Raw genomic sequence first — 20841 nt, 5'->3', positions numbered from 1 at the left:
TTTTTCTTCGCCTCCGTTTCAAGAGTAGAATTCCATTGCGGGACAGATTCTTGAATAACCGTCTGATGGTTTTCAAAGGAATCCTCTGGTATCTCTGTAATTGTGTCTCGTTGAAAGAGGGCGCGCTCAAACGCCTGTTTGAATATTTTGATATCCGTGAATCGTTTTTGAGGGTCTTTTTCCAGGGCACGACCTACGACGGCACGCAAATGAGCGGGCAGACGATTCAAGTCTGGTTTTTCGGAAAGATGTTTCATCAGGATTTCCGCCGTCGATTCACCATCGAAGGGAACGACACCAGTAATCATTTCGTAAACCATGACCCCCATAGCGTACACGTCAACTTCTTTTCCGTAACGTCCTCGTGCCACTTCAGGCGCCATGTAATAGACGGTCCCCACACTCTGTGTATTGGCACTACGGCGGCTATGGGTGATAAACTTGGATAATCCCACATCACCGATCTTAATAATTTCTCCATCACGAAATACATTCGAAGGTTTCAGATCCCGGTGAACCAGACCGCGACTATGCAGGTACGAGAGTCCTTCCGAAATGCCTGACAGCCAATACCGAACCTGTTCCATCGGCATCCCGTTCGGATTTTGATGTAAGGCTTTATCAAGCCCCTGGCCGGAGACATATTCCATCACCACCCAATGTTCACCATCTCGGTCTGTCTTCACGTCAAAGATTGTGACCAGATTTGGATGACTCAGATTCAAACATTGGGTTACGCCGCGTAATTCAATGTCCATATTCTGTTGCAGCAGTTTTAACGCGACCTCTTTGCCGGAATCGCTCAGTGCATAATACACTTCACCAAAGCCGCCCCGATCTATGGCGCGTTTGATCGTAAATCCTTCTAAAGGTTTCGATTCTGGTGCAAAGGTGAATTTCATGACCCATTCCATCCGTTAAACAACGTAGCTGTTATACGGTTAACAATTAAGAGCTATATTTTGAAAGCATGTATTTCCATACACACCAAGCATGATCAATGACTATATTTTAACAACGTTAGAAAAGTCGCCTTGGATCTTTTTATTTTCTCGATTCTACTGTCCTGTTTGTTTAATTCGTTCCGGGCGACGTATGAAGTAATACAACAAAGCTCCAATGCCAGTGAACAGCATCACCAAAGCCCAGATGATTTTATCGTTGCCCGTCGATGGTTCGTTCTTGAGACAGTCGATAAGCATCCAGACCCAAAACACAAAACATAAAATACTAAAAACAGCCGAAATTAATAAAAACAATAATCCAATTATTCCACCCATAATTCCAATTTCCATAATTCCTGATTCTAATTTGCGCGAGAATACCCCAACTTGTTTAAGTAACAACCTCCCAGCGAAAACGTAGCTCAGGACCATTGACCAGAGAACCCGGGGTTAAAACGGCTCCCTGCGATGCAGCTTCCTGATTCGCAAATATTTCCAGTTTCGAACGACATAAAATCTGATCACCCTGCCGATACAAAATGACCGTACCCGGCCAGTTGTGACACACAATATGATTTTCGCTTGAAGGACCGAGCAAACAAGTCTCCGCCATCAAAACGATTCCATCAAGACGCTGTTGCGGCTGATGATGGCTTGTTAACTCTAAACAGGCAGAAGCACTTAATACTGTCGGTTGCCTGAATGTTATGATTGTTTGTGCATTCAGTCTAAGCTCTGCCTGATCGCTCAGCAAGACGCGATCGTTAACAGAACGCTGATTACAAAATATGGGGGCTTTCGCTTCTAGAAAATAACTTTCGCCTGAACGCGTTATTGAAGCATGATGCCGTGAGAGATTAGCCAGTAACGATAAATCGGCCCATGCGGACCCCAAGCCTCCTACGGTGCCGGGTTCTCCCGGGCCACCAATTTTCATGGTCTCCTGTAGATAAACCAGATAGGTTCCCACACCATCAATCCACAGCAGATAACTCGAACCAACGACGGGTTTTGTCGCTGGAATCTGCCTTTGATCGTTTGATGATGAAGTGAAGAAACCCAAGGTCTTTCTCCTGAGTACTCATGACAAGGAAGACAAAGCTGTAGACGTTTTAACTCTTTATTTTAACGTATGATTCCGGGAATTGGTCTAAAAGAATCTGTTTTTTCCTTGATGATCTTACTGATTATGATCAATTGATAATCTGGCACGGGGCAGGCAGCCTCGCTTGAAGGCGAAAACTACCTGCCACCACTCGCGCCAATGCTTCATATCCATACCTGAATGATTACTGAGCAGCGACTCGGTCGCCAGTCTTCAATTTGAAGTATTCATCCATTTGCTTTACCACATCCCGTTTTTCCTCAGATTTTGTATCAACGGGAATCAAGCCTGTAAACTTCCCTTCAGCATCCAGAAGCTTTTCTTTGACATCAAGCTGTTTGTTCAAGTCTTTGATCAGACTCTTGGCTCGCGTTAACTGCGAATTATCAATTTCCAGATTACTGACCGTTTCGGCAGCCTGGACAGATTTCAAACGCGCTTCCAGTTGTTCGATTTGCACTTCCATGTCCATCTTGGCAGACAGCATATTTTCAAGCTTCTCGCGATTGGCATCCAATGCTTTTTCACGTGCTTTCAAAATCTGTGTATTTCGTTTGACTGTGTCCGTCGCAATTTTAAAACGGTCAAACCGCTGTGACAAATCGTTGCGAATTTCGTCTTTGGAGTATGTTCGACTTGCATACACAAATTCAGTGTCATTGGAGTCCAAATCGGAACGTAGCGTAAACATTGCTTCTTTTTGTTGCTTCATCGCCAGTTCAGATTCATGAATCTCATTTTGCAGCGATTCCACATCAACCTGCTGTTCGGCAATCACATGCATACAACGTCGGATATCAGGAACTAGATTCTCTACCATCTTTCGTGCTCGCTCTACTTCGAAATCAACAGGGACCTCCGCTTTGACTGCATCCCTCACTGAGCTTCCAGCTGTTTTCATATAGCTCACAACATCTCGGCCAAACACGAAGGTACCCAGCGTGGCCAGCACTGCCGCACCTATCACAAATTTCTTACAGAAAAATACCATTGTCCACACTCCCTCAACAAATATTCGATTCGGAACAGTAGGCCAAACCGATCGGCCACGTCACTGTCAGTTATTCGCCAGGGGATGTGTTATATTGAAACATTTTCAAAAAGATTTTCCATAAAACAAAAAACGCCGTATCCCATTGATTTACAATGAGATACGGCGTCCTCTATTTTATTCTGACCAGGCAATATTAAGTTGATTGAGCCGGTAATGCCTCGATAAAGAAATCGATAAAATTCTGAGACATGATGCCTTTGATATCCTCTGAACTGTAGCCACGTTTTTCGAGAATCGTTGCAAACATTTCCAGGTCGGCAATCGTATCCAGATCGTGGGGGGTCTGTTCCTTCCCGAATCCACCATCCAGGTCTGTTCCCATCCCACAATGTTTTGCATTACCGGCCAACTGACAAATGTGATCGGTATGGTTGGCAATATCTTCAACAGAGGTTGTCTCCGGATCGGAAACGCCAATGGTCCACCCCGGTTTAATCATCCAGTTATCAAAGGCACAACCAATGACGGCTCCCCGTTCAATCAAGGCTTTGATTTGCTCATCCGTCAATTGACGATCTGCATCGACCAGCGCCCGGCAATTATGATGGCTGGCTAAAACAGGCCCCTGATAAACATCCAGCGCTTCCCAGAACGATTGATCTGCCAAATGAGTTACATCCAGTATCATGCCGACCCGGTCCATCTCTTTCAATAAAGCCGGCCCCTGCTCTTTGAGTCCCCCTTCACTGCCCGTACCATAACAATAAGGAGCGGGACCATAATGTGCAGGTCCTAAAATTCGCAGACCCGCATCAAACCAATGCTCAATCTGTTCGGGCGAGAGAATTGGAGGAGAACCTTCCATACTAACAATAAATCCTATCGGTATAGAACTCCCTTCAGCACGTGCAGAATCTTCATTGGTTTCCCATTCCGCAACATGACTTTGCAACTTGCTACTATCGGAAATTTCTCTTAATACACCTTTTTCTGCCATCGCGCGGTAATAGGCCAGTTGTCCCATCGCTACACCGTAGGCGGCTTCTCTTGATTGATAATGACTTAACGGAGCATCTTTACGATTTAATCGAGGAAGCAGTGTCGATATCGTGACTCCAACGCCCCCTTTGCGTAAAGCATGCCAGGAGACCGTGGCTTCGCCGGGGTTAATGTTTTCAAACTGCCTTTCAAATTTACGAATTTCACTGACGGGTAATTCCAGATCCCGGTTCCATTCACAGGCATTCCAGGCCATATCGAGGTGTGCATCAAAAATCAGCATGAGTTCATCAATCCTGAAGTAAGGGAGGTTTGATCGTTTAAGATCATTTCATTAATTAAAAGCCAAGAAATATTGGCATCATGTTGAGGAAGGAGTTTCTGGCCCGGTAATCATATCGGACGAACCACAGGAACAGATCCCTGCAGCAAGTGTAAACCAGCCCACAATAAACAGCGTCCCTCCAATCGGGGCGATCGCTCCCCAGAAAGTCTGACCGCTTAATGTTAAAACGTAAAGACTGCCGGAGAAAAAAATAATCCCCAGCAGAAAACACCAGCCAGCAATGTTCAAACATTTTTTCTTTCGTGAAGTCAGTCCAAAAAAACCGACGAACAGCAAAGCCAATGCATGATACATTTGATATTGGGCACCGGTTTTAAAGTCATTCAGATATTTCTGGGCTGCCGGAACTTCGTTACCCGCCACAATTTTGACCTGTCCATCATATTTCTCTGCAAAATAGCCATCGAAGAAATGAGCGGCAAACGCTCCCAATATCACAGCGAAGCCTGCCAGAACCGCTCCGATGGTAGACCAGTTGAATGAGCAGCAAGACATCAGTGTATCTCCAAATTCAGAACAGAATTAACAAATCAAAATCCGTGTCTTTACAGTTCGATTTTCGTTCCCAGCACATCCAAAAATGCTGCCAACCACTGGGGATGGGCAGGCCAGGCGGGTGCAGATACAAGATTTCCATCTACATGCACACCATCGATGGGTGTCTCGACATAAGTACCACCAGACAGAATGACTTCCGGGGCACAGGCGGGATATGCGGTACAGCTTTTTCCTTTCAGAATTCCGGCTGCTGCCAACAACTGCAAACCATGACAGATGGCAGCAATGGGTTTATCGTCTTCGGAAAACTGTCGCGCGATTTCCAATACACGTTCATTCAGACGGATATATTCCGGAGCACGTCCACCGGGAATCAACAAGCCTGTATAATCATCCGGATTCACATCAGAAAATGTCGCATTCAGGGTAAAATTGTGTCCCCGTTTTTCGGAATAGGTCTGATCCCCTTCGAAATCATGTACCGAAGTCCGAATAATTTCACCAGATTTTTTATCGGGACAAACTACATCTACCTGATAACCCACCATCTGTAACGCTTGAAAAGGGACCATGATTTCATAGTCCTCTACGTAATCTCCTGTCATAAACAGGATTGATTTCATTGCCATTATGCCTTCTCCCTCCTGTGATGCTTTATCCGGCCAGCAGAAAGACCAGACGGGTTCCAATCATAAGAGCCACCGACAGTAATAACCAGCCTAACTGTTTCCTTAACTGCAAGCCTTTTAGTCGAGCATTCAAATCAGAACCTAAGCGGGCTCCTACCGTCCCGCCCAACAGCAAAGCGATCACAATAATGATACTGATATTTCCATGCCAGGCGTGCGCTATCGTTGACTGAAAAGCCACAATCCAGACAATGACCAGGCTACAGGTTATAGCACGATGTGTAGTAATTCCCAGCCCTAGAATCAAAGTGGGTAATAACAGAATTCCACCGCTGATACCTAATAAACCCGATACGAAACCGAGCCCCAGTCCAAACCAGGCAATCAGGGGTATCGAAAGTTTCCCATCAAATAATTCGGGAAACCGCGCCAGAGGGGGAAGCTGAAAACGGTCTTTAAAAACCGCTCCAGTAAGTTCAGCATCAGAATGATGGGTACTTCGTAATGAAAGTACTCCCAGTCCCAGCAACATTAAAAAATAGAAAATCAAGACAACCAGATCAGCTACGATGATTGTCTTCCCATTGATGCTGATAGCCGCCAGTTCTTTGGCATGCTCTAGAATGCTCGTGCCAGCGATGACCCCTAGTAACAAGCCACCGGTGATTACCAGTGGAAACGATAAATTACGGACTTTAATTTTACGCGCCAGCAGCGATGTCGTTGCTGGTCCCAGAACCTGACAGGCACTGGCTCCTACTGCCAATTCCATCGGAATGCCCAATACAATATTTAGTATGGGGACTAATAAAAATCCGCCACCAACACCAAACATTCCCGCCAGGAAACCTATCAGGCCTCCGGCTAAAGAAATCGTAATAAAATCGATTAATCCGAAGCCCATTCTCTCGTCGCCTCAGATTTGATAGTCGGGGAAAATATAGTCATCATCAGAGCGATCTGAAGAGCGATCCTGCCACAAATTAAAAAGCCAGTTAACAATTACTCCCCATAAAACGGGAATAATAATGCAGGCAATGATAAAGAAAATCTTGTCTAGCATTCGTTTGGCCTTTGCAGAGTTAAGGTTGGTGTGCCTTGTGTTTAGAGGCTGACCGCCATTGCTGTCAAGCGTTAGAACCCGCTTCCCTGAGATTGGCCTCTGATCTTAGTTGTTTTTTCACGACTTTTATGAGAGCATGTACGTTCGTGGATCATTTTCTTTTTACGTGAAACCAGCAGAGGAATATGAGCGGATGGGGGAATCGTTGTCTGAAGCGGATCAAAAACTTCTCGACCAGATTCAATTGAATCTCATTCAAGGTGTGGGTCCGCGCATCCGTCGTAATTTACAAGAGCATCTCGGTTCCGCTTCTCAAATCCTGAAAACACCCCGTCAAGAACTTTTAAATATTCCCGGCATCGGCACGAAACTCGCTAATGCAATTATTTATCGATCAGCTAAGTCGACCGCTGAAGAGGAATTAAAACGTTGTCGAGAGAACGGGTACCAGATTCTCTCTGAAGAGCAGGATCATTACCCATCATTGTTGAGAGAAATGCCTGACCCACCTTCACTACTTTATTGTAAAGGAAGCCTGTTGCCGGAAGACGAATTGGCGGTTGCCATTGTCGGTTCGCGAAAATGCACGATCTATGGATTACAACAGGCAGAAAAAATAGCGGGGGCTCTGGCACGCGCCGGAATCACGGTTGTAAGCGGACTGGCACGAGGCATCGATAAGGCCGCACACCAGGGTGCACTCAAAGCAGGTGGGAGAACCATCGCAGTCATGGCAACCGGGCTTTCACATATTTACCCTCCCGAACATCAAGATCTTTCGGAGGAAGTTGTCAACCATGGTGCGCTCGTCACTGAATTTCCCCTTGATCAAGCCCCGGTTGCGGGCCTGTTTCCTCAACGAAATCGTATCATTAGTGGTCTCTCAATGGGCGTCGTTCTCATCGAAGCAGGTCGCAAAAGTGGTGCGCTCCATACCGCACGTCATGCTCACGAACAGGGCCGGGAAGTCTTCGCTGTTCCCGGTCGCATCGACCATCCGGCCAGTGCCGGCTGTCATGACCTCATTCGCGATGGCGCCATGCTTGTACGAAGTGTTGAAGATATTCTGGAAGGCCTCGGCCCGGCGAAGACACCCGTGATGACGGCCCAAAACCGGGAGGTTCATACTCCACGTGAACTCTCATTGAGCGAATTTGAACGGGACATCCTGAATCTGGTGACGCTGGAACCGCAGCATCTCAACGAAATTGTTCAATCCAGTAGTTTTGATTCTTCACGCATCCTTTCTACACTCACAATTCTGGAAATGCGAAAGGTGGTCAAACGGCTGCCCGGTGGTTATCTGGTGAGAACCACCAACTAATCGAATTCTATATACAAACCATAAAAATATTGAACTCGCCTATTATCATGAATTTTACCTCTGAAGAGTGCATCGCTGGTCAGGCGGTTTACTCAAAAAAAATGTTATCTGTGTACGATCTCTGGGTGCTAGGCATCTCCAATTCTCTCATCTGGAAATGCCGCACAAAAAATATTCTGCGATGGTTGAATCAAAGCCTGACTGCCAATCATCTGGACGTCGGCGTAGGAACCGGTTATTACCTCGACCGCTGCTCGTTCCCGGATTCCAAAGTCAGACTCGGCTTGCTTGATTTGAATCCCAATAGCCTGGAAGCAACGGCCAAACGCGTCAGCCGCTACTCACCGGAAATTTATCAAGCAGATATCCTGCAACCACTGCCCGAGCAATCTCAGCGGTTTGACTCAGTCAGTCTGAATTATCTGCTGCATTGCCTGCCCGGAAATTTGACATCAAAGTCAATACTGTTTGACCAATTGAAATCCTGGTTGAATCCGGGCGCCATTATTTCCGGCTCGACCATTTTACATGCAGGTGTGCCCCGAGGTCTCTCTGCCCGGCGTTTAATGAAGTTTTACAATCAAAAGCAAATATTCAGTAATACCTTTGATAGTCTGGATGAATTACAATCTCAACTGACAAGTCGATATACTGATGTGGAAATCAAAGTCATTGGCTGCGTCGCGCTCTTCCGAGCGTCATACAACCCCACAGCATCGAATAATGAGTAATATGGAAATTCGCGAATTTGCAGAACGAGTCCTGCTCAGTGACTCACTGGAAGAAAAGCTGTCGTCTGCCCCCGAGCCATTCACGGACGAGCGGCCAGGTGAACCACTGCGTATTAAAGAACCAATTCGACCGGCAAATCTTCAGTTCGCACCTCCGCGCACCGCGCCTGCCATGCCAAAGCCTTCTGCGTTAAAGGAACAGGAGAAACGAGCTCTTGCACATCACATTATGGCCAATCATGAATTACAGGCGCTGGAAGTGATGGCCTATATCCTGTGTGCTTTCCCCGATGCGCCGACAGAATTCCGCCAGGGAATGTGCAAAATCATGGCAGACGAACAACGCCATACCCGCATGCATAAAGAACGCGCCTCGGTTCTCGGACTGGAGTTTGGCAGCCTGCCCGTCAACTGTTACATCTGGAAGAAAGCGCTCAGCTATGAAAGTGTGCTCGACTATTTAGCCGGGCTCCCGCTCACCTTTGAAGGGCGCAACCTGGACCACGCCCTTGAATTCGAAAAATACTTTCTCGACGCTGGTGATCAACGCAGTGCCGCTTTAATGAAGGTCGTCTATCGAGATGAGATCCAACATGTCGCGTTCGGCTTACACTGGCTCCGTACTCTAAAGCCAGATCACCTCTCGGACTGGGAAGCCTACGAACAACACCTGCATTGGCCTATACGGGCGGCCCTCTCAGTCGGTGATTCCTTCAACCGTGAAGGACGCAAGCAAACCGGTATGAGTGACGAATTCATCGAGCAACTCTATCAAGCGGCACAAACCGATGAGCCACCCAATCAGAAACCAAAAAATCTGGATCAGAAAACCAAGTGATGAATCGGAGATAGCACTATGATCCAACCAGTACTGCCGCTGTGGGACAAAGTGATCTTCGTCGACTGGCATGGCGTCTTATCACGAGATCCGTTTTGGATGTCAATTCTCAATAGACGGCAGCATCCCCTTCATCAACAACTGTCCGAGTCAGTGGAAAAACTCTTTTCTCAAAATGATGCTCTTATCTGTGACTGGATGCGAGGCAACGTTAATGCAAGTCAAGTCATAGATTCCATGGAGATTGTGCTCAACAAATCGTACAATTCCGACTATCTCGTGCGCAAATTGGTTGAGGATTGCCGACTCATGCGCACGAATACTGCCTTTATCAATATTCTGCGAAAAGTACAAAATAATGGCGCATTCATTGTTCTGGCAACCGACAATATGGACTGTTTCTTCGAACAGATGCAACGCTCTAAGAACCGACGTAGAAGTTATCGAAAATCAATTGATCTTTCAAAAAACCAAACCTTGCCCATGGCGGAAACAGTCAATTTGTTCGATGACGTTCTCTGCTCAAGTGAGCTAGGTGTCCTTAAAAGAGAAGACCCCACACGTTTTTTTGGGAACTGGCTGGATAAGCAGTCGCTCGATTTTACGAATGCCTTATTGCTGGACGACCTTAAAGATAATTGCTCGACCTTTCGCGCCGCTGGAGGGACGGCGATTACCGTTACAACCGAGTCATTTGAAAATGGCTCGAATATCATACAATCCAAAATCTGTAATTGGCTTCAAATCACCTCATAAATAAAATGATTCTGAACGACATCCTAATTCACACAGGAAACCGTTAGCTGCATGTGGCCTTTTTCGAAACTAAAACGCAATCCTGTCGAGCCCGTCTTTAATGGCTACTGCCCTAATTGCGGTCGCGAACTTGATTCAGTTCGCCCGACATGTACCAATGAACTTCCCATTCTCACCTGTAAGCCATGCGATAAAACCTTTGATTATTCTTATAATCCAAGTCGCGTGTTTTTTGAAGTTCAATGGCAACGTAGAAACTGTCACTACTCGGCTATGAAACAACTGCTACGTGAATCTCAGATGCCAGAACCAAAATACATTCGCGAACGCAACTGGGCCGTCTATGAATTACCAGATGGTTCAACTTTTTTTTACAACAGTGCCGACAAGATATATGATGTGCAAATGGCAGGCAAATCTCCCATTACCATCGGCAACATTCAGCAAGTCATTGATTATCTGACTGACAAAGTAATTCCCTCGACATAATATCTATCCAGAGGAATGCAAGCTTACTTCGTCTGCTTCTTTTTCACACGTTTTTTCCGTTTCACTTCCCGACTCGGATGCTTCGGGCCACCTCCTAAGTAGGGGTGCTTTTCCAGTTCGGCCCCCTGCCCTGACTCGCGGGGATCGTGTGTGGCTGCTAACTTTTTCTTTAATTTTTCAGCCAGCTTTTGTTTGGTGGTTAAATACATCGGTTGCTGAGCAACGTTCTTGAGTTGATCAGGGTCACTACGGAGGTCATACAATTCTTCAGCGGGTAATTTGCCAAATGACAATTCGTAGAGTCGGCGGTGATTCGCGTCTTTATCTTTGTTCTGGACCATATAAGTTTTGGTTGGCCCGTTATCACAATCACCGTACCATGTTCCGGGAAACGCGGCCTTTTGATAATGAGGTGTACCGGCTGGCCAACGATCGGGACGGTAGTTACGGATATAGAGAAAATCATCGTTTCGAATCGCGCGGCACGGATAACCGCCCATGTCGGGTGCTTCCTGTGAAGGCACGTGCCGTTCTTTTCCAAAATAGATCTCGCTTCGATCAGAGCTCACACGCCCCGATTTTGAACCCGACAACAATTGTATCAGACTCCGCCCCGTCACATCAGTGGGAATCGTAATTCCAGCGGCTTCATAAAACGTCGGCGCTAAATCGATTAGACTTACAAAATCGGTTACTTTCCGGCCGGCTTGTATTTTGGCAGGCCAGCGCGCCGCCAGAGGCACACGCGTTCCGGTATCGTACAGGCAACTTTTACTGCGCGGGAAAGGCATACCATGATCGCCGGTCATGAAGATAATCGTGTTATCCAATTCCCCTTTTTGCTCCAATAATGCCAGTGCGTCTCCCACCAGTTTATCAAACCGCTGGACTTCCCAATAATAGTCGGCTACATCACTGCGCACTTCAGGAGCATCGGGGAAACAGGCGGGTAGCTTGATTTTGGAGAGATCCATTCCACTCTTCAGACCGGAACCGGGTTCATATGGTCGATGGGGATCGCTGCTCCCCAACCAGAAACAGAATGGTGCTCCCTCTTCCTGTTTACCGAGAAACTCCTCAAAGTTTTTAAATCGTTTGCCCGCAATTTCTCGAGAACGCGTTTCCGTTCTCCCAGGCCCCCAGGCTTTTCCGGTATGCCCCACACGATAACCGTGCGCTTTGAGAATCTCCGGATACGTTTGAAACTTGTCGGGAAAAATGCAGTGCAGGTTCGCGCCGGCTTCCAGCTGCCAATGGTATTTTCCCGTTAGAATCGCGCCCCGAGAGGGCGTGCAGGAAGGAGAAGAAACATACGCATGCTGAAACAGAACCCCTTCGCGTGCCAGTCGGTCAAAGGTAGGAGTTTTCACAACCGGGTCACCATAAGCGCCCGCATGAGGCCAGCCCCAGTCGTCGGCAATCGCAAACAGAATATTGGGTCTCTGTTTCTGTTCAGCAGCCTGCGTTTCCATTTGAATAAATAGATTTGCCGCCAGAATGAGACAGAACAACAGACGTAATACAATAGAACGACCCGGCATAGCGCAACCTTTAACGGTAAGGAAAATTCAGAAAAATTTCTGATTCCACTTTACTTACGGTTCTGCAGGTAAGCAAGCAAATCACGAATTTCCTGGCGAGATAAACGCTGCTCAAGCCCTTTGGGCATGATCGAAGTGGGCGATTCTTTCATCACTTCTATTTCATCTCGGGCAATCCTGACTTCCGACAGATCGGCTGTTCTCAGGTAAACCGTATCGGTCGATTCACGACTGATCACGCCGGTATAGATCCTCCCTGCATCATTCACCACCAGATAGGAACGATACCCGCGAGCAAAACTCGCACTGGGCAAAGCAATCGCTTCCAGTAAATCGGTCCCTGTACGGATCGCACCAATCTTCGTCAGGTCGGGACCCACTTTACCGCCTAGATCCTCCACAGCATGACATCCTGAGCAGGCAGCTTTCTTGCCAAAGAAGATCTTTTTACCTTCTTCTAACCGGCCTTCTGTTAACAAAGGCTTGAGTGATTCCAGATGTGCTTTCTGTTGCGCCAGATCTACACCCAGTTTTTTCAACAGCGGCGAGGCTGCTTTCTGAACGGATTCAGGATATTTCTTCAACAAACTCGCCAATTCGTCAGCTGACAGGTCCGTAGCGGCAGAGGAACTATTGAGGCCTTTGATTAAAGCAAGTCCCACAGCCTCATCAGTACCCTTGGAGTAGGCTCTCAATAAAACAGGTAAAGCCAGCGGCCCCGGTGCATCCAACTGTTGGGATAGTTGATTCAATTGCGCGTTGGAGTGAGGCAGTCCGGCTAGTGCTCGTGCTGCCGCCAACCGATCCAAAGGCGGATAGTCTTCATTCATTCGCGACATTACAAAATCAAAAGTATTCTGATCAACCTGATTTAATTTTGAACCGATGGCTGACAACGATTCAATCCGCAGTGAGGCAGGCTGCTTCGTATCCAGAGCCAATGATTTTAACAGTTCACTTAGATCAGGCAAATCATGTGTCTGCGCAATTCGTACGACTAAAATTTTTAAATCAGAATTCGTTGATTTCAGCGTCTGCTCTAATGCAGATCGCCAGGTAACCGGAAATTCTTTTAATGAGGAACGTTGAATCACTTCCAATAAAATACTCTTAGCTGGTACCGATGTTTTGGGACTAGTCAAAGACTGAGCGATCAAAGATTGAACATCCTGATCAGCCGACTGGGCGACCAAAAAACCACGCAAAACCGCGGCCCGTTCTTGACTCAGGTTCTCTTCACTCAACCATGTTTTCAATAATGTAAGAGTTTCGCCAGCCCAGCCTTCATGTTCACCGATAATTGTCAACGCTTCTTTCTGTAGCTCAGGATCATCCGTATCTAATAACGGAGTCACCAAATCGCGTGTCAAGTTACCTGAATCCATTTGATCCAGGGCAATCAAAGCAGCACGACGAACAGCAGGACTGGAATCACTTAAACCGGTCAGAACCAGATCACGCTGATCAATGCGAATCATTGCGTATATTAAAGCGTGTTCGAGAGTTCGATCTGGCGATCCTGATTTCATTGCATGGAACAGCGATTCCATCACGGGTTTCAATTCTTTCTCTGAAACAGAACCACGACGACCGGCTTCGCAAATGCGCCCTAAAGCGGTAGCCGCGGTACGCTGGACCGCGGGTTTTCCCTTTTTGACCATCTGAGATAATTGCGAAATCGAATTTGCATCACGCAATGTTCCTAAACTTTTGGTGGCAGTCATCTGCACGGTCTCGGAGGAATTGAGCCCCCCCTGAATTGCAGAACGGGCTTTGGCACTACCGATACGTGTCAATGTCCAGATTGCATTCCGCTTACTCGTATCATTATAAAACGAACCTGAAGGAGAACCCACTACCCTAGCAAGCAAAGGTACTACACTATCACCCGATTTGGCTAACTGATCAATGGACTTTTGTTGTACGAAAGGACGCGAATCATTTAATAACTGAAGTAGCCGATGAGGCGAAAGTGATTTCCAATCCAGTATCAATCCATAAGGATCTTGTAAGGTGGGTGTCCCTGTTTTTCGAATCCGATAGATGGCACCATGAATATCTGGCTTGGAAATCTGAGATTGCGGACACCCAATACGGAACCAGCCTCCCGTATTAATCACAAGCAAACTTCCATCTGCATCTTCAATAATATCGGTCGGGTGAAAATCGGGGTCATCTGAAACGAGAAAATCTTCTTCTTTGGTTTCAAAGGTCGCTCCACTACGAACAAGTTGCGAACGAATCACTTTGTGGGTATTGAAAATGGATGTAAAGATATTTCCCTGATACTCGTGGCCGAATTGCGTGGATCGATAACGCAACATTCCGGAAACAGCAACATGACCAAATCGAGTGATCGGCCCGAGCAAGTCACCCGTGCGCTTAAATTCCGAAACACAGTCTCCAAAATGAGGATAAACTCCCCCTTCCATCCAATGCACAAGACAGTCTACGCGGGGGCGCGTCATCAAAATATTCACAGAGCCAATCATTTCTCCTTCGGGAGTGAAATCAATCTCCACGGGATTATCCATACCGCCGCCACAATGCACTTCAATATCGGAACCATCAGGCTTACAAGAGAAAATCCGAGCGGCTAAACCTTTGCTGGTCACTTTTCCGGATTTATCTTTAAACTCATGGCCGTGTCTGCCATCACACCAATACAGCCGCCCCTCTGGTCCACGAAAACAACCGTGAATACTGGCAGCGTTACCAGAAAACCCAAAGGAATCGATGATAATTTTCCGCTCATCAGCCACACCATCATCATCGTGATCTGTTAAACGCCAGATATTCGGGGGGCTGGCAACATACAAAGAACCATCGTGCCAGAGCGCTCCCATTGGAAGTGTCAACTTATCCGCGAAGACAGTGCTCTTATCAAATCGCCCGTCGCCGTCCCGATCTTCGAGCATACGGATCATACTTTTTGGCTCCTTGATTAACTGAGGAGCACGCGTATTTTCTCCGGAACTTTCGGCAATGAACAGTCGGCCTCGATCATCAAAACCTGCCATCATCGGATATTTAGTCAATTCACTGTTTGTCACCCGTTCGATGCTGAAACCTTTGGGAACGCGCGGCAGATTTTCTGCCTGCAGCAAATCGGTGAAAGTGAAACACAACAGAAAAATGAAAAACGAGCAACCAGAAACGGTAATACGAGGCAGTTGTTGGTTCACAGCTATTACCTTTATTGGAAAGAAACAAAAAGACCATGTGACTTAAGTAAATGGAGTACTGAAGCCTGAGGATCTTACATTGTAAACAAAGTAAAGATTGTTCTCAAATGGGATTTAGAAGAATTCCCTGTTTCCTGTCCTGAATTTCCATACGAATGCGATCCCAATTGACATGCTGATTCTGCAACTACTTTCATAGTCTTTTCACATGTCCTGCGCCCGTTTGGTTTTCGCACGCTGAAAAAAATAAAAAAACTCATCTTTTATTGGAACCAATCAACGGAATACTTCGCCGAAATTCCGCAATTCGCGGCTAAAGGCGGCATTCGTCTTTTCACTATTTTGAGGCACATCATGCAAAAAAGAGATCGCATATTTCCCGTTATAATTCTCACGTAACGCACATCAAATCACTTCATTACAGGAATCGAAAAAATGAAAAGCACAGATAAATCCACCAGACAGAAACTGACTGAGAAACAACACGCCATTTATACATTCATAAAACAGGAAATTATTGAACAACGCCTTTCACCAACAGTTCGGGAGATCGCCGAACAATTTGGAATCCGTTCTTCCAATGGCGTCATGTGTCATTTACGTGCACTGGAACGTAAAGGATGGATCAAGCGCGATCACTATTTATCACGAGGCATTACTTTAATTGCAGAGCCAGCCACTCAGATTTTTACACTCACACCTGGTAAAGCTGCCACTATAGGCGAAGTCTATATCGGCTGTGTCGGAGTTGAAAATCGTGGTGTGACGCTCGAACTGATCGCTCCTGACACAATGGGCGAAATTCGCAAGGACATCTGAGGGAGGTTACACACGAGCGTGAGACTTCACTCACACCAACACTCATAAGATGCGATCCAAATTTCATCAAACATAAAACAAACGGGAATATCAGGAATGGAACACGTACCTGAAAATAATGAGAACCAAAGCCTGTTACCTTTTTCAACTCCATCGGGAAGTGCTTCAGAATTGGTGCCCGGTTCCGAGCTATCAGAACTTGAATTTCCTGAAGTGTTGAAAAACAGCTATTCAAATTTACTGACAATTGAAGATGAATATGAAGGCTTGACAGCAACAGAAGCAGGCACAGATGTCAAACAATGTAACAAGCTACTTCACGAACAGGAACAAGAGATTAACAGCTTGTTTCGCAAATTGAATCAGGAAAAATCGAACCGCGAACGAATGCTAGGAGACCTGGAAGAAGCGGAAGTTTGTTTATCGATGGCCGAATCGTTTGCAGCGGCCATCGCTGGTTGGCGGGATACGATTCAAATTATTGAATCACTACATCGGACCACAATCAACAGGCAAAAACCATTCTCTCTGGCCGAACAAGCCTGGGAAGATTTGAAACATGCGGAGCAGCAAGCTCTCGCCGAACTGAATCTTGCAACGACCAACGATGTAATAGACGCCCCCTATGGATCAATGTCTGTTCAAAAAAAGGAAGCCAGACTTCCTGAAAAAGTCTCTATCGAAATTCTTGGTGATTATCTACCGGTTTCCATTATGACGGAGGGTGCCCAGCTCGCTTTAACACTCTGCCAACAGGGAACCGCGACTTATACAGTCAACGGTTAATAACGACAGCGTCATTAACCGTCTGAATCTCACTTAAAAACATTCCTTTCAAAACATAAGGAGATTACGTCTATGGAAAACCAGACAGCACAACCGAATCAAGTTACTGATGAATGCCGTATTGTTAGTGGTCAACTTGCCGAATGGGGTATCGAATTCAGTCAGGACCGGGTTTTACAATTAACAAAAGCGCAACGCAATGTGCTCCAGAACTGGATCAATGCCGGCGTAGATGCTGATGAAGCCAATCAGGAACTGTTTGAATCGTTACCCGAATTTATGGAAAATGAGTTACTGGAAATGAGCGGTAAGATATCGTCAGAACCTCAAGAATTGATTATTGAACAAGCCATCAACGCATATGAAGCAGAGGCATCTATAACCAGTAATCCTTATCTATTTGACACAAACAACTGGCACCTCTGGAGAAAAGCCTACTGTCATTGGCATCGTGGCGAAACATTAAATTTTTCTGAAGAAATAAAATTCGATTCGCCAACCATTGAAGACCAGCAATCGGTCATGGATTTCAATCAGCAGTTAGTACAACTCTCTCCCCAATTAATCCAGGCAGATCAATCACTGAAAAAACTCCGAAGTCAGTTGAAGAAAACGAAACGTCAAAGAAAAACGATTCGTAAGCAACAATCACAATTGTTATACAAATTATGTGACTCATTCAGTTCTGCAATAAAAACTCCTCTCAAGAATGAATGCGAAGAGACAAAACAGCCCCCTTGTCCAACCACGACGGGAAGCCAGACTCAAATCATTCGTATTCCGGTCACAGGACCCGATACAAATCGAGTGGAAGTCCACTTACTACAGGATCGTACTGGCGCGTGGCGGGCCGGACATCTCTGGTCTGTCGATGGAGATGCGCGAACAGGACAATTATCGCGTGGCAGCAGAAAACCCGATCAGAGACAGACCACATTCTCAACCGAAACGGAAGCATTGATGAATGAACTCCTTGATCTCAGCCGGGGAATCATAGGCGTCGCCGAAATTGAAAGCCAAATCATCGACTATCTAAACCTGCTGGAAGAATATCCTGGTCAAATTGCAGTCTGCGGCTTTTGTCATCGCCACTATATTAATGAGGAAATCGATCCACATGACGCTTGCCCTGAATGTTCTGCTGAACTGGTTGATTAAACCGTACTGAGATCCGCCTTGATTTTCCGCGAGTCGTTCATTTTGTCTTGCTAAGCCCTTCGAATCTTGCCATAGTTTAATATAGTTAAACAATCTGATACAACACTTGATGGCAATTTTAATATTCCTGACGTGGAGGGTTCGCTGTGCAAGATCAAACTGGCCATTCAGACAAAACTCATTCTTCAATCAACCGCAGAAAATTTCTGGCAACATCTGCTTCCGCCGCTGCTGCTGTCGGCTTTGGTGCTCCTGCCATTGTTCGAGGTAGAAATCTCAATGAAAAACTCAATATCGCCATCATTGGTTCCGGAGGACGTGGTGGTAGTAACCTGAGGTCTGTCTCGTCCGAAAATATTACTGTCCTCTGTGATGTGAACGAACAAAATTTATTCCGCGCAGGACAGAGTCACCCGAAAGCAAAACAGTTCCGCGATTTTCGCAAGGTCTACGATCACGCCGACAAATTCGACGCAGTTGTCGTCAGCACCTGTGAGCATACACACGCTTTTGCAACACTGCCGGCGCTTCAATTAAAAAAACATGTTTACTGTGAAAAGCCACTGACTCATAGTGTCTGGGAAGCCCGTGTCATTCGGGAAGCAGCACGAAAGGCAAATGTTGCCACGCAAATGGGAACACAGATTCATGCCACCGATAATTATCGTCGAGTGGTCGAGCTGATTCAATCCGGAGCAATCGGCGATGTGCAGGAAGCGCATGTATGGGTCTCTCGTGCATGGGGTTGGCATCCTTCAGAAGCAGAAGCCCGTAAAGCTAAAGACATTGTCTATTCTGCAAAACGCCCGAGCCACTCCGATCCCATTCCTAAAAACCTGGATTGGGATCTTTGGCTGGGACCTGCACCGGCGCGTCCTTTCAACAACATTTATTTCCCGGGCCCCAAATGGTACCGCTGGTGGGATTTCGGAAACGGAACGATGTCAGACTTAGGCAGCCACTGGATCGATTTACCTTTCTGGGCGTTAAAGCTGGATTACCCGCTGACCATTGAAGCGGAAGGCCCACCCATTCAAAAAGAAATCGCACCCGCATCCATGCAGGCTATCTATGAATACGGTCAGCGCGGCGATTTACCCCCAGTCACCGTAGGTTGGTATCAAGGCACTAATAAACCTAAACTCTGGAAAGAAGGCAAGATACCTCAGTGGGGTAATGGTGTGTTATTTATTGGCGAGAAAGGTATGCTGCTTTCAGATTACAATAAACATGTTTTACTGCCGGAAAAAGAATTTGCGGACTTCAAACCACCGGCACCATCTATTCCCAAATCTTTGGGACATCACGCGGAGTGGATTCATGCCAGTAAAACCGGCGAACCCACCACCTGTAACTTCGAGTACGCAGGTTTGCTCACCGAAGCCAACCACCTGGGTAACGTGGCTTATCGCACGGGTAAAAAACTGCACTGGGATACTCAGGCAATGAAGGCAACAAACGCTCCGGAATCGGATCAGTACATCCGCCGTGAATATCGTAAAGGCTGGAAACTGATATAAGTTGATGTGAGGAACTTAATCCACCGATTTTGAAAGAATCAAAACGCCGGAGATCTCTATGCTCCTGAAGTGCGAGGACGCTGGGATTGATCCGTTGCGAACTTGGAGAAGGCGATCACTACAGGGTCGTGATGACATCGTTTTACTTGTGATTTACAACGCCAAGCTGGACAGAGTTTTGAATGTTTCGAAATCATCCAGGATGTGATCCGTCACTTTCAGCAGACCACACGCGACTGCCACCCGGCAAATTTGGAATCAGATAATACTGCACTTCCACTGCATCAAAAATGAACGCATAGTCAATGTAAATGGATTAAATTTTTCTCCTTTTCCCAAATTTGACCAGCGGTTCTTAATATGCAGATGCACTCAGAAAAGATGTCCCCTGATGTCAAAATGGGTCAGTTCATACAGAGTAAGGCCACTTTTAGTTTCTGCTTATACTTGATCATTCCCATTTTTCTCATCGTCAAAACGGCCAAACAACTCATCCAGATAGGGGGCAGACTGTTGAATCCTCAACATAGTCAATGCGTCCCAGAATTGAAGGGTAAACGTTTCTTCAAATCGTGAATGTAGATACTGTAAAGTGTCTTCAGCATCTTTAACGCGCATGTCGGCTGTTGAGATATTATTTAGTAGCTTTTCAATGAAATCTTGAATTTCTTCATCAGTCTGCTTTTCGTCTCGTTGTGAGACTGGCAGTGTGAGCTGATGTTCTAATTTGTCTATTAGCTGTCGAAAGGCAGCGACATTGGAATCAGAGGATCCTTGGTCTGACCATCTGGCGAAATGATATTCGACAAATGATATGGCACCTTTTACTGCAAATATTTCATCCAATCCGACCTTTTCGACAAGATACACAAGTCTGTCGTAAAGATCTTTCGTCTCATGATCCCAGTATAAATGTCGTATTTTACGATCCGGTGATACTTCAATCCCAGTGGGATCGGGAAATTTCCCAAGAGCGCTGCATGTAAACGTGAGGGTCGTACGTCGACTGCTTTCGGGTAGGTCAGAGATAATGCTACAGAAGAGAGAAATTGCTGGGTAAGGTGGTAGTTCCATTTTATTGCTCATTGCGGACAAAATTTGTATAGGAAGTTGGTA

General features: G+C 46.2%; 20 protein-coding genes. 9 read left to right on the top strand and 11 right to left on the bottom strand.

Translation table 11 applies throughout. The features are described 5' to 3' along the window. The 8 genes from Q0668_RS19780 to Q0668_RS19745 all read right to left on the bottom strand — a co-directional run. On the bottom strand, nt 1–902 hold a 902-nt coding region (locus tag Q0668_RS19780), incomplete at its 3' end, for a serine/threonine-protein kinase (protein ID WP_298867811.1). Between the two features lie 156 nt (nt 903–1058). After that, nucleotides 1059–1280, bottom strand: a complete 222-nt coding sequence (locus tag Q0668_RS19775; protein ID WP_298867809.1) for a PLDc N-terminal domain-containing protein — start codon at nt 1278–1280, stop codon at nt 1059–1061. Between the two features lie 55 nt (nt 1281–1335). Beyond that, nucleotides 1336–2007, bottom strand: coding sequence for an FHA domain-containing protein (locus Q0668_RS19770; protein WP_298867808.1), 672 nt, complete (start codon nt 2005–2007; stop codon nt 1336–1338). Nucleotides 2008–2233: 226 nt separating this feature from the next. Beyond that, nucleotides 2234–3040, bottom strand: coding sequence for a hypothetical protein (locus tag Q0668_RS19765; RefSeq protein ID WP_298867805.1), 807 nt, complete (start codon nt 3038–3040; stop codon nt 2234–2236). 196 nt (nt 3041–3236) lie between these two features. Next, nucleotides 3237–4325, bottom strand: a complete 1089-nt coding sequence (locus tag Q0668_RS19760; RefSeq protein WP_298867803.1) for a membrane dipeptidase — start codon at nt 4323–4325, stop codon at nt 3237–3239. A gap of 78 nt (nt 4326–4403) precedes the next feature. Then, complete coding sequence (locus tag Q0668_RS19755) at nt 4404–4883, bottom strand: DUF423 domain-containing protein (RefSeq protein ID WP_298867801.1); 480 nt, start codon at nt 4881–4883, stop codon at nt 4404–4406. A gap of 50 nt (nt 4884–4933) precedes the next feature. Then, nucleotides 4934–5515: a DJ-1/PfpI family protein gene (locus Q0668_RS19750; protein WP_298867799.1), complete on the bottom strand. Its 582-nt coding sequence runs from the start codon at nt 5513–5515 to the stop codon at nt 4934–4936. 25 nt (nt 5516–5540) lie between these two features. After that, on the bottom strand, nt 5541–6419 hold the full coding sequence (locus tag Q0668_RS19745; protein WP_298867797.1) for a sulfite exporter TauE/SafE family protein: 879 nt from the start codon (nt 6417–6419) through the stop codon (nt 5541–5543). Nucleotides 6420–6771: 352 nt separating this feature from the next. Between Q0668_RS19745 and dprA the strand changes: the two genes are divergently transcribed. Genes dprA through Q0668_RS19720 form a run of 5 tightly spaced genes read left to right on the top strand, consistent with a single transcriptional unit; the run spans nt 6772 to nt 10716 of the window. After that, complete coding sequence (gene dprA / locus Q0668_RS19740; RefSeq protein WP_298867795.1) at nt 6772–7902, top strand: DNA-processing protein DprA; 1131 nt, start codon at nt 6772–6774, stop codon at nt 7900–7902. A 47-nt stretch (nt 7903–7949) separates the two neighbouring features. Continuing rightward, a complete protein-coding gene (locus Q0668_RS19735; RefSeq protein ID WP_298867793.1) occupies nt 7950–8633 on the top strand; it encodes a class I SAM-dependent methyltransferase in 684 nt (227 codons plus the stop codon). Beyond that, complete coding sequence (locus Q0668_RS19730; RefSeq protein WP_298867791.1) at nt 8626–9471, top strand: ferritin-like domain-containing protein; 846 nt, start codon at nt 8626–8628, stop codon at nt 9469–9471. The genes Q0668_RS19735 and Q0668_RS19730 overlap by 8 nt, the downstream gene beginning before the upstream one ends. Before the next feature lie 18 nt (nt 9472–9489). Beyond that, nucleotides 9490–10227: a hypothetical protein gene (locus Q0668_RS19725; protein ID WP_298867788.1), complete on the top strand. Its 738-nt coding sequence runs from the start codon at nt 9490–9492 to the stop codon at nt 10225–10227. 51 nt (nt 10228–10278) lie between these two features. Continuing rightward, a complete protein-coding gene (locus tag Q0668_RS19720; protein ID WP_298867786.1) occupies nt 10279–10716 on the top strand; it encodes a hypothetical protein in 438 nt (145 codons plus the stop codon). Between the two features lie 23 nt (nt 10717–10739). Here Q0668_RS19720 and Q0668_RS19715 read toward each other — a convergent pair whose 3' ends face one another. After that, nucleotides 10740–12257 (bottom strand): sulfatase, encoded by a 1518-nt coding sequence (locus tag Q0668_RS19715; protein WP_298867784.1) that lies wholly within the window; start codon nt 12255–12257, stop codon nt 10740–10742. A 50-nt stretch (nt 12258–12307) separates the two neighbouring features. After that, complete coding sequence (locus Q0668_RS19710; RefSeq protein ID WP_298867782.1) at nt 12308–15442, bottom strand: PVC-type heme-binding CxxCH protein; 3135 nt, start codon at nt 15440–15442, stop codon at nt 12308–12310. A 435-nt stretch (nt 15443–15877) separates the two neighbouring features. Between Q0668_RS19710 and Q0668_RS19705 the strand changes: the two genes are divergently transcribed. The 4 genes from Q0668_RS19705 (at nt 15878) to Q0668_RS19690 (ending at nt 19725) form a co-directional block, all read left to right on the top strand. Further along, nucleotides 15878–16261: a hypothetical protein gene (locus Q0668_RS19705; RefSeq protein WP_298867780.1), complete on the top strand. Its 384-nt coding sequence runs from the start codon at nt 15878–15880 to the stop codon at nt 16259–16261. A 96-nt stretch (nt 16262–16357) separates the two neighbouring features. Next, complete coding sequence (locus Q0668_RS19700) at nt 16358–17047, top strand: hypothetical protein (protein ID WP_298867778.1); 690 nt, start codon at nt 16358–16360, stop codon at nt 17045–17047. 72 nt (nt 17048–17119) lie between these two features. After that, a complete protein-coding gene (locus tag Q0668_RS19695) occupies nt 17120–18205 on the top strand; it encodes a hypothetical protein (RefSeq protein ID WP_298867776.1) in 1086 nt (361 codons plus the stop codon). A gap of 146 nt (nt 18206–18351) precedes the next feature. Then, nucleotides 18352–19725, top strand: coding sequence for a Gfo/Idh/MocA family oxidoreductase (locus Q0668_RS19690; protein WP_298867774.1), 1374 nt, complete (start codon nt 18352–18354; stop codon nt 19723–19725). A 441-nt stretch (nt 19726–20166) separates the two neighbouring features. On the opposite strand, the gene Q0668_RS19685 is transcribed toward Q0668_RS19690, so the two are convergent. Further along, nucleotides 20167–20841, bottom strand: a 675-nt coding sequence (locus Q0668_RS19685) for a hypothetical protein (RefSeq protein ID WP_298867773.1), incomplete at its 5' end; no start/stop codon positions are given.

It is taken from the genome of uncultured Gimesia sp. (assembly GCF_937910335.1).
Classification (GTDB): Bacteria; Planctomycetota; Planctomycetia; order Planctomycetales; family Planctomycetaceae; genus Gimesia.
The sequence above is the reverse complement of the archived record's forward strand: the minus strand, read 5'-3'. Positions and strand labels throughout refer to the sequence as shown.

What these genes read in the sequence shown, in the direction of transcription:
- Q0668_RS19775 (WP_298867809.1), bottom strand. Translation starts at nt 1,280, where the DNA reads ATGGGTGGAATAATTGGATTATTGTTTTTATTAATTTCGGCTGTTTTT.
- Q0668_RS19765 (WP_298867805.1), bottom strand. Translation starts at nt 3,040, where the DNA reads ATGGTATTTTTCTGTAAGAAATTTGTGATAGGTGCGGCAGTGCTGGCC.
- Q0668_RS19760 (WP_298867803.1), bottom strand. Translation starts at nt 4,325, where the DNA reads ATGCTGATTTTTGATGCACACCTCGATATGGCCTGGAATGCCTGTGAA.
- Q0668_RS19755 (WP_298867801.1), bottom strand. Translation starts at nt 4,883, where the DNA reads ATGTCTTGCTGCTCATTCAACTGGTCTACCATCGGAGCGGTTCTGGCA.
- Q0668_RS19750 (WP_298867799.1), bottom strand. Translation starts at nt 5,515, where the DNA reads ATGGCAATGAAATCAATCCTGTTTATGACAGGAGATTACGTAGAGGAC.
- Q0668_RS19745 (WP_298867797.1), bottom strand. Translation starts at nt 6,419, where the DNA reads ATGGGCTTCGGATTAATCGATTTTATTACGATTTCTTTAGCCGGAGGC.
- dprA (WP_298867795.1), top strand. Translation starts at nt 6,772, where the DNA reads ATGGGGGAATCGTTGTCTGAAGCGGATCAAAAACTTCTCGACCAGATT.
- Q0668_RS19735 (WP_298867793.1), top strand. Translation starts at nt 7,950, where the DNA reads ATGAATTTTACCTCTGAAGAGTGCATCGCTGGTCAGGCGGTTTACTCA.
- Q0668_RS19730 (WP_298867791.1), top strand. Translation starts at nt 8,626, where the DNA reads ATGAGTAATATGGAAATTCGCGAATTTGCAGAACGAGTCCTGCTCAGT.
- Q0668_RS19725 (WP_298867788.1), top strand. Translation starts at nt 9,490, where the DNA reads ATGATCCAACCAGTACTGCCGCTGTGGGACAAAGTGATCTTCGTCGAC.
- Q0668_RS19720 (WP_298867786.1), top strand. Translation starts at nt 10,279, where the DNA reads ATGTGGCCTTTTTCGAAACTAAAACGCAATCCTGTCGAGCCCGTCTTT.
- Q0668_RS19715 (WP_298867784.1), bottom strand. Translation starts at nt 12,257, where the DNA reads ATGCCGGGTCGTTCTATTGTATTACGTCTGTTGTTCTGTCTCATTCTG.
- Q0668_RS19705 (WP_298867780.1), top strand. Translation starts at nt 15,878, where the DNA reads ATGAAAAGCACAGATAAATCCACCAGACAGAAACTGACTGAGAAACAA.
- Q0668_RS19700 (WP_298867778.1), top strand. Translation starts at nt 16,358, where the DNA reads ATGGAACACGTACCTGAAAATAATGAGAACCAAAGCCTGTTACCTTTT.
- Q0668_RS19695 (WP_298867776.1), top strand. Translation starts at nt 17,120, where the DNA reads ATGGAAAACCAGACAGCACAACCGAATCAAGTTACTGATGAATGCCGT.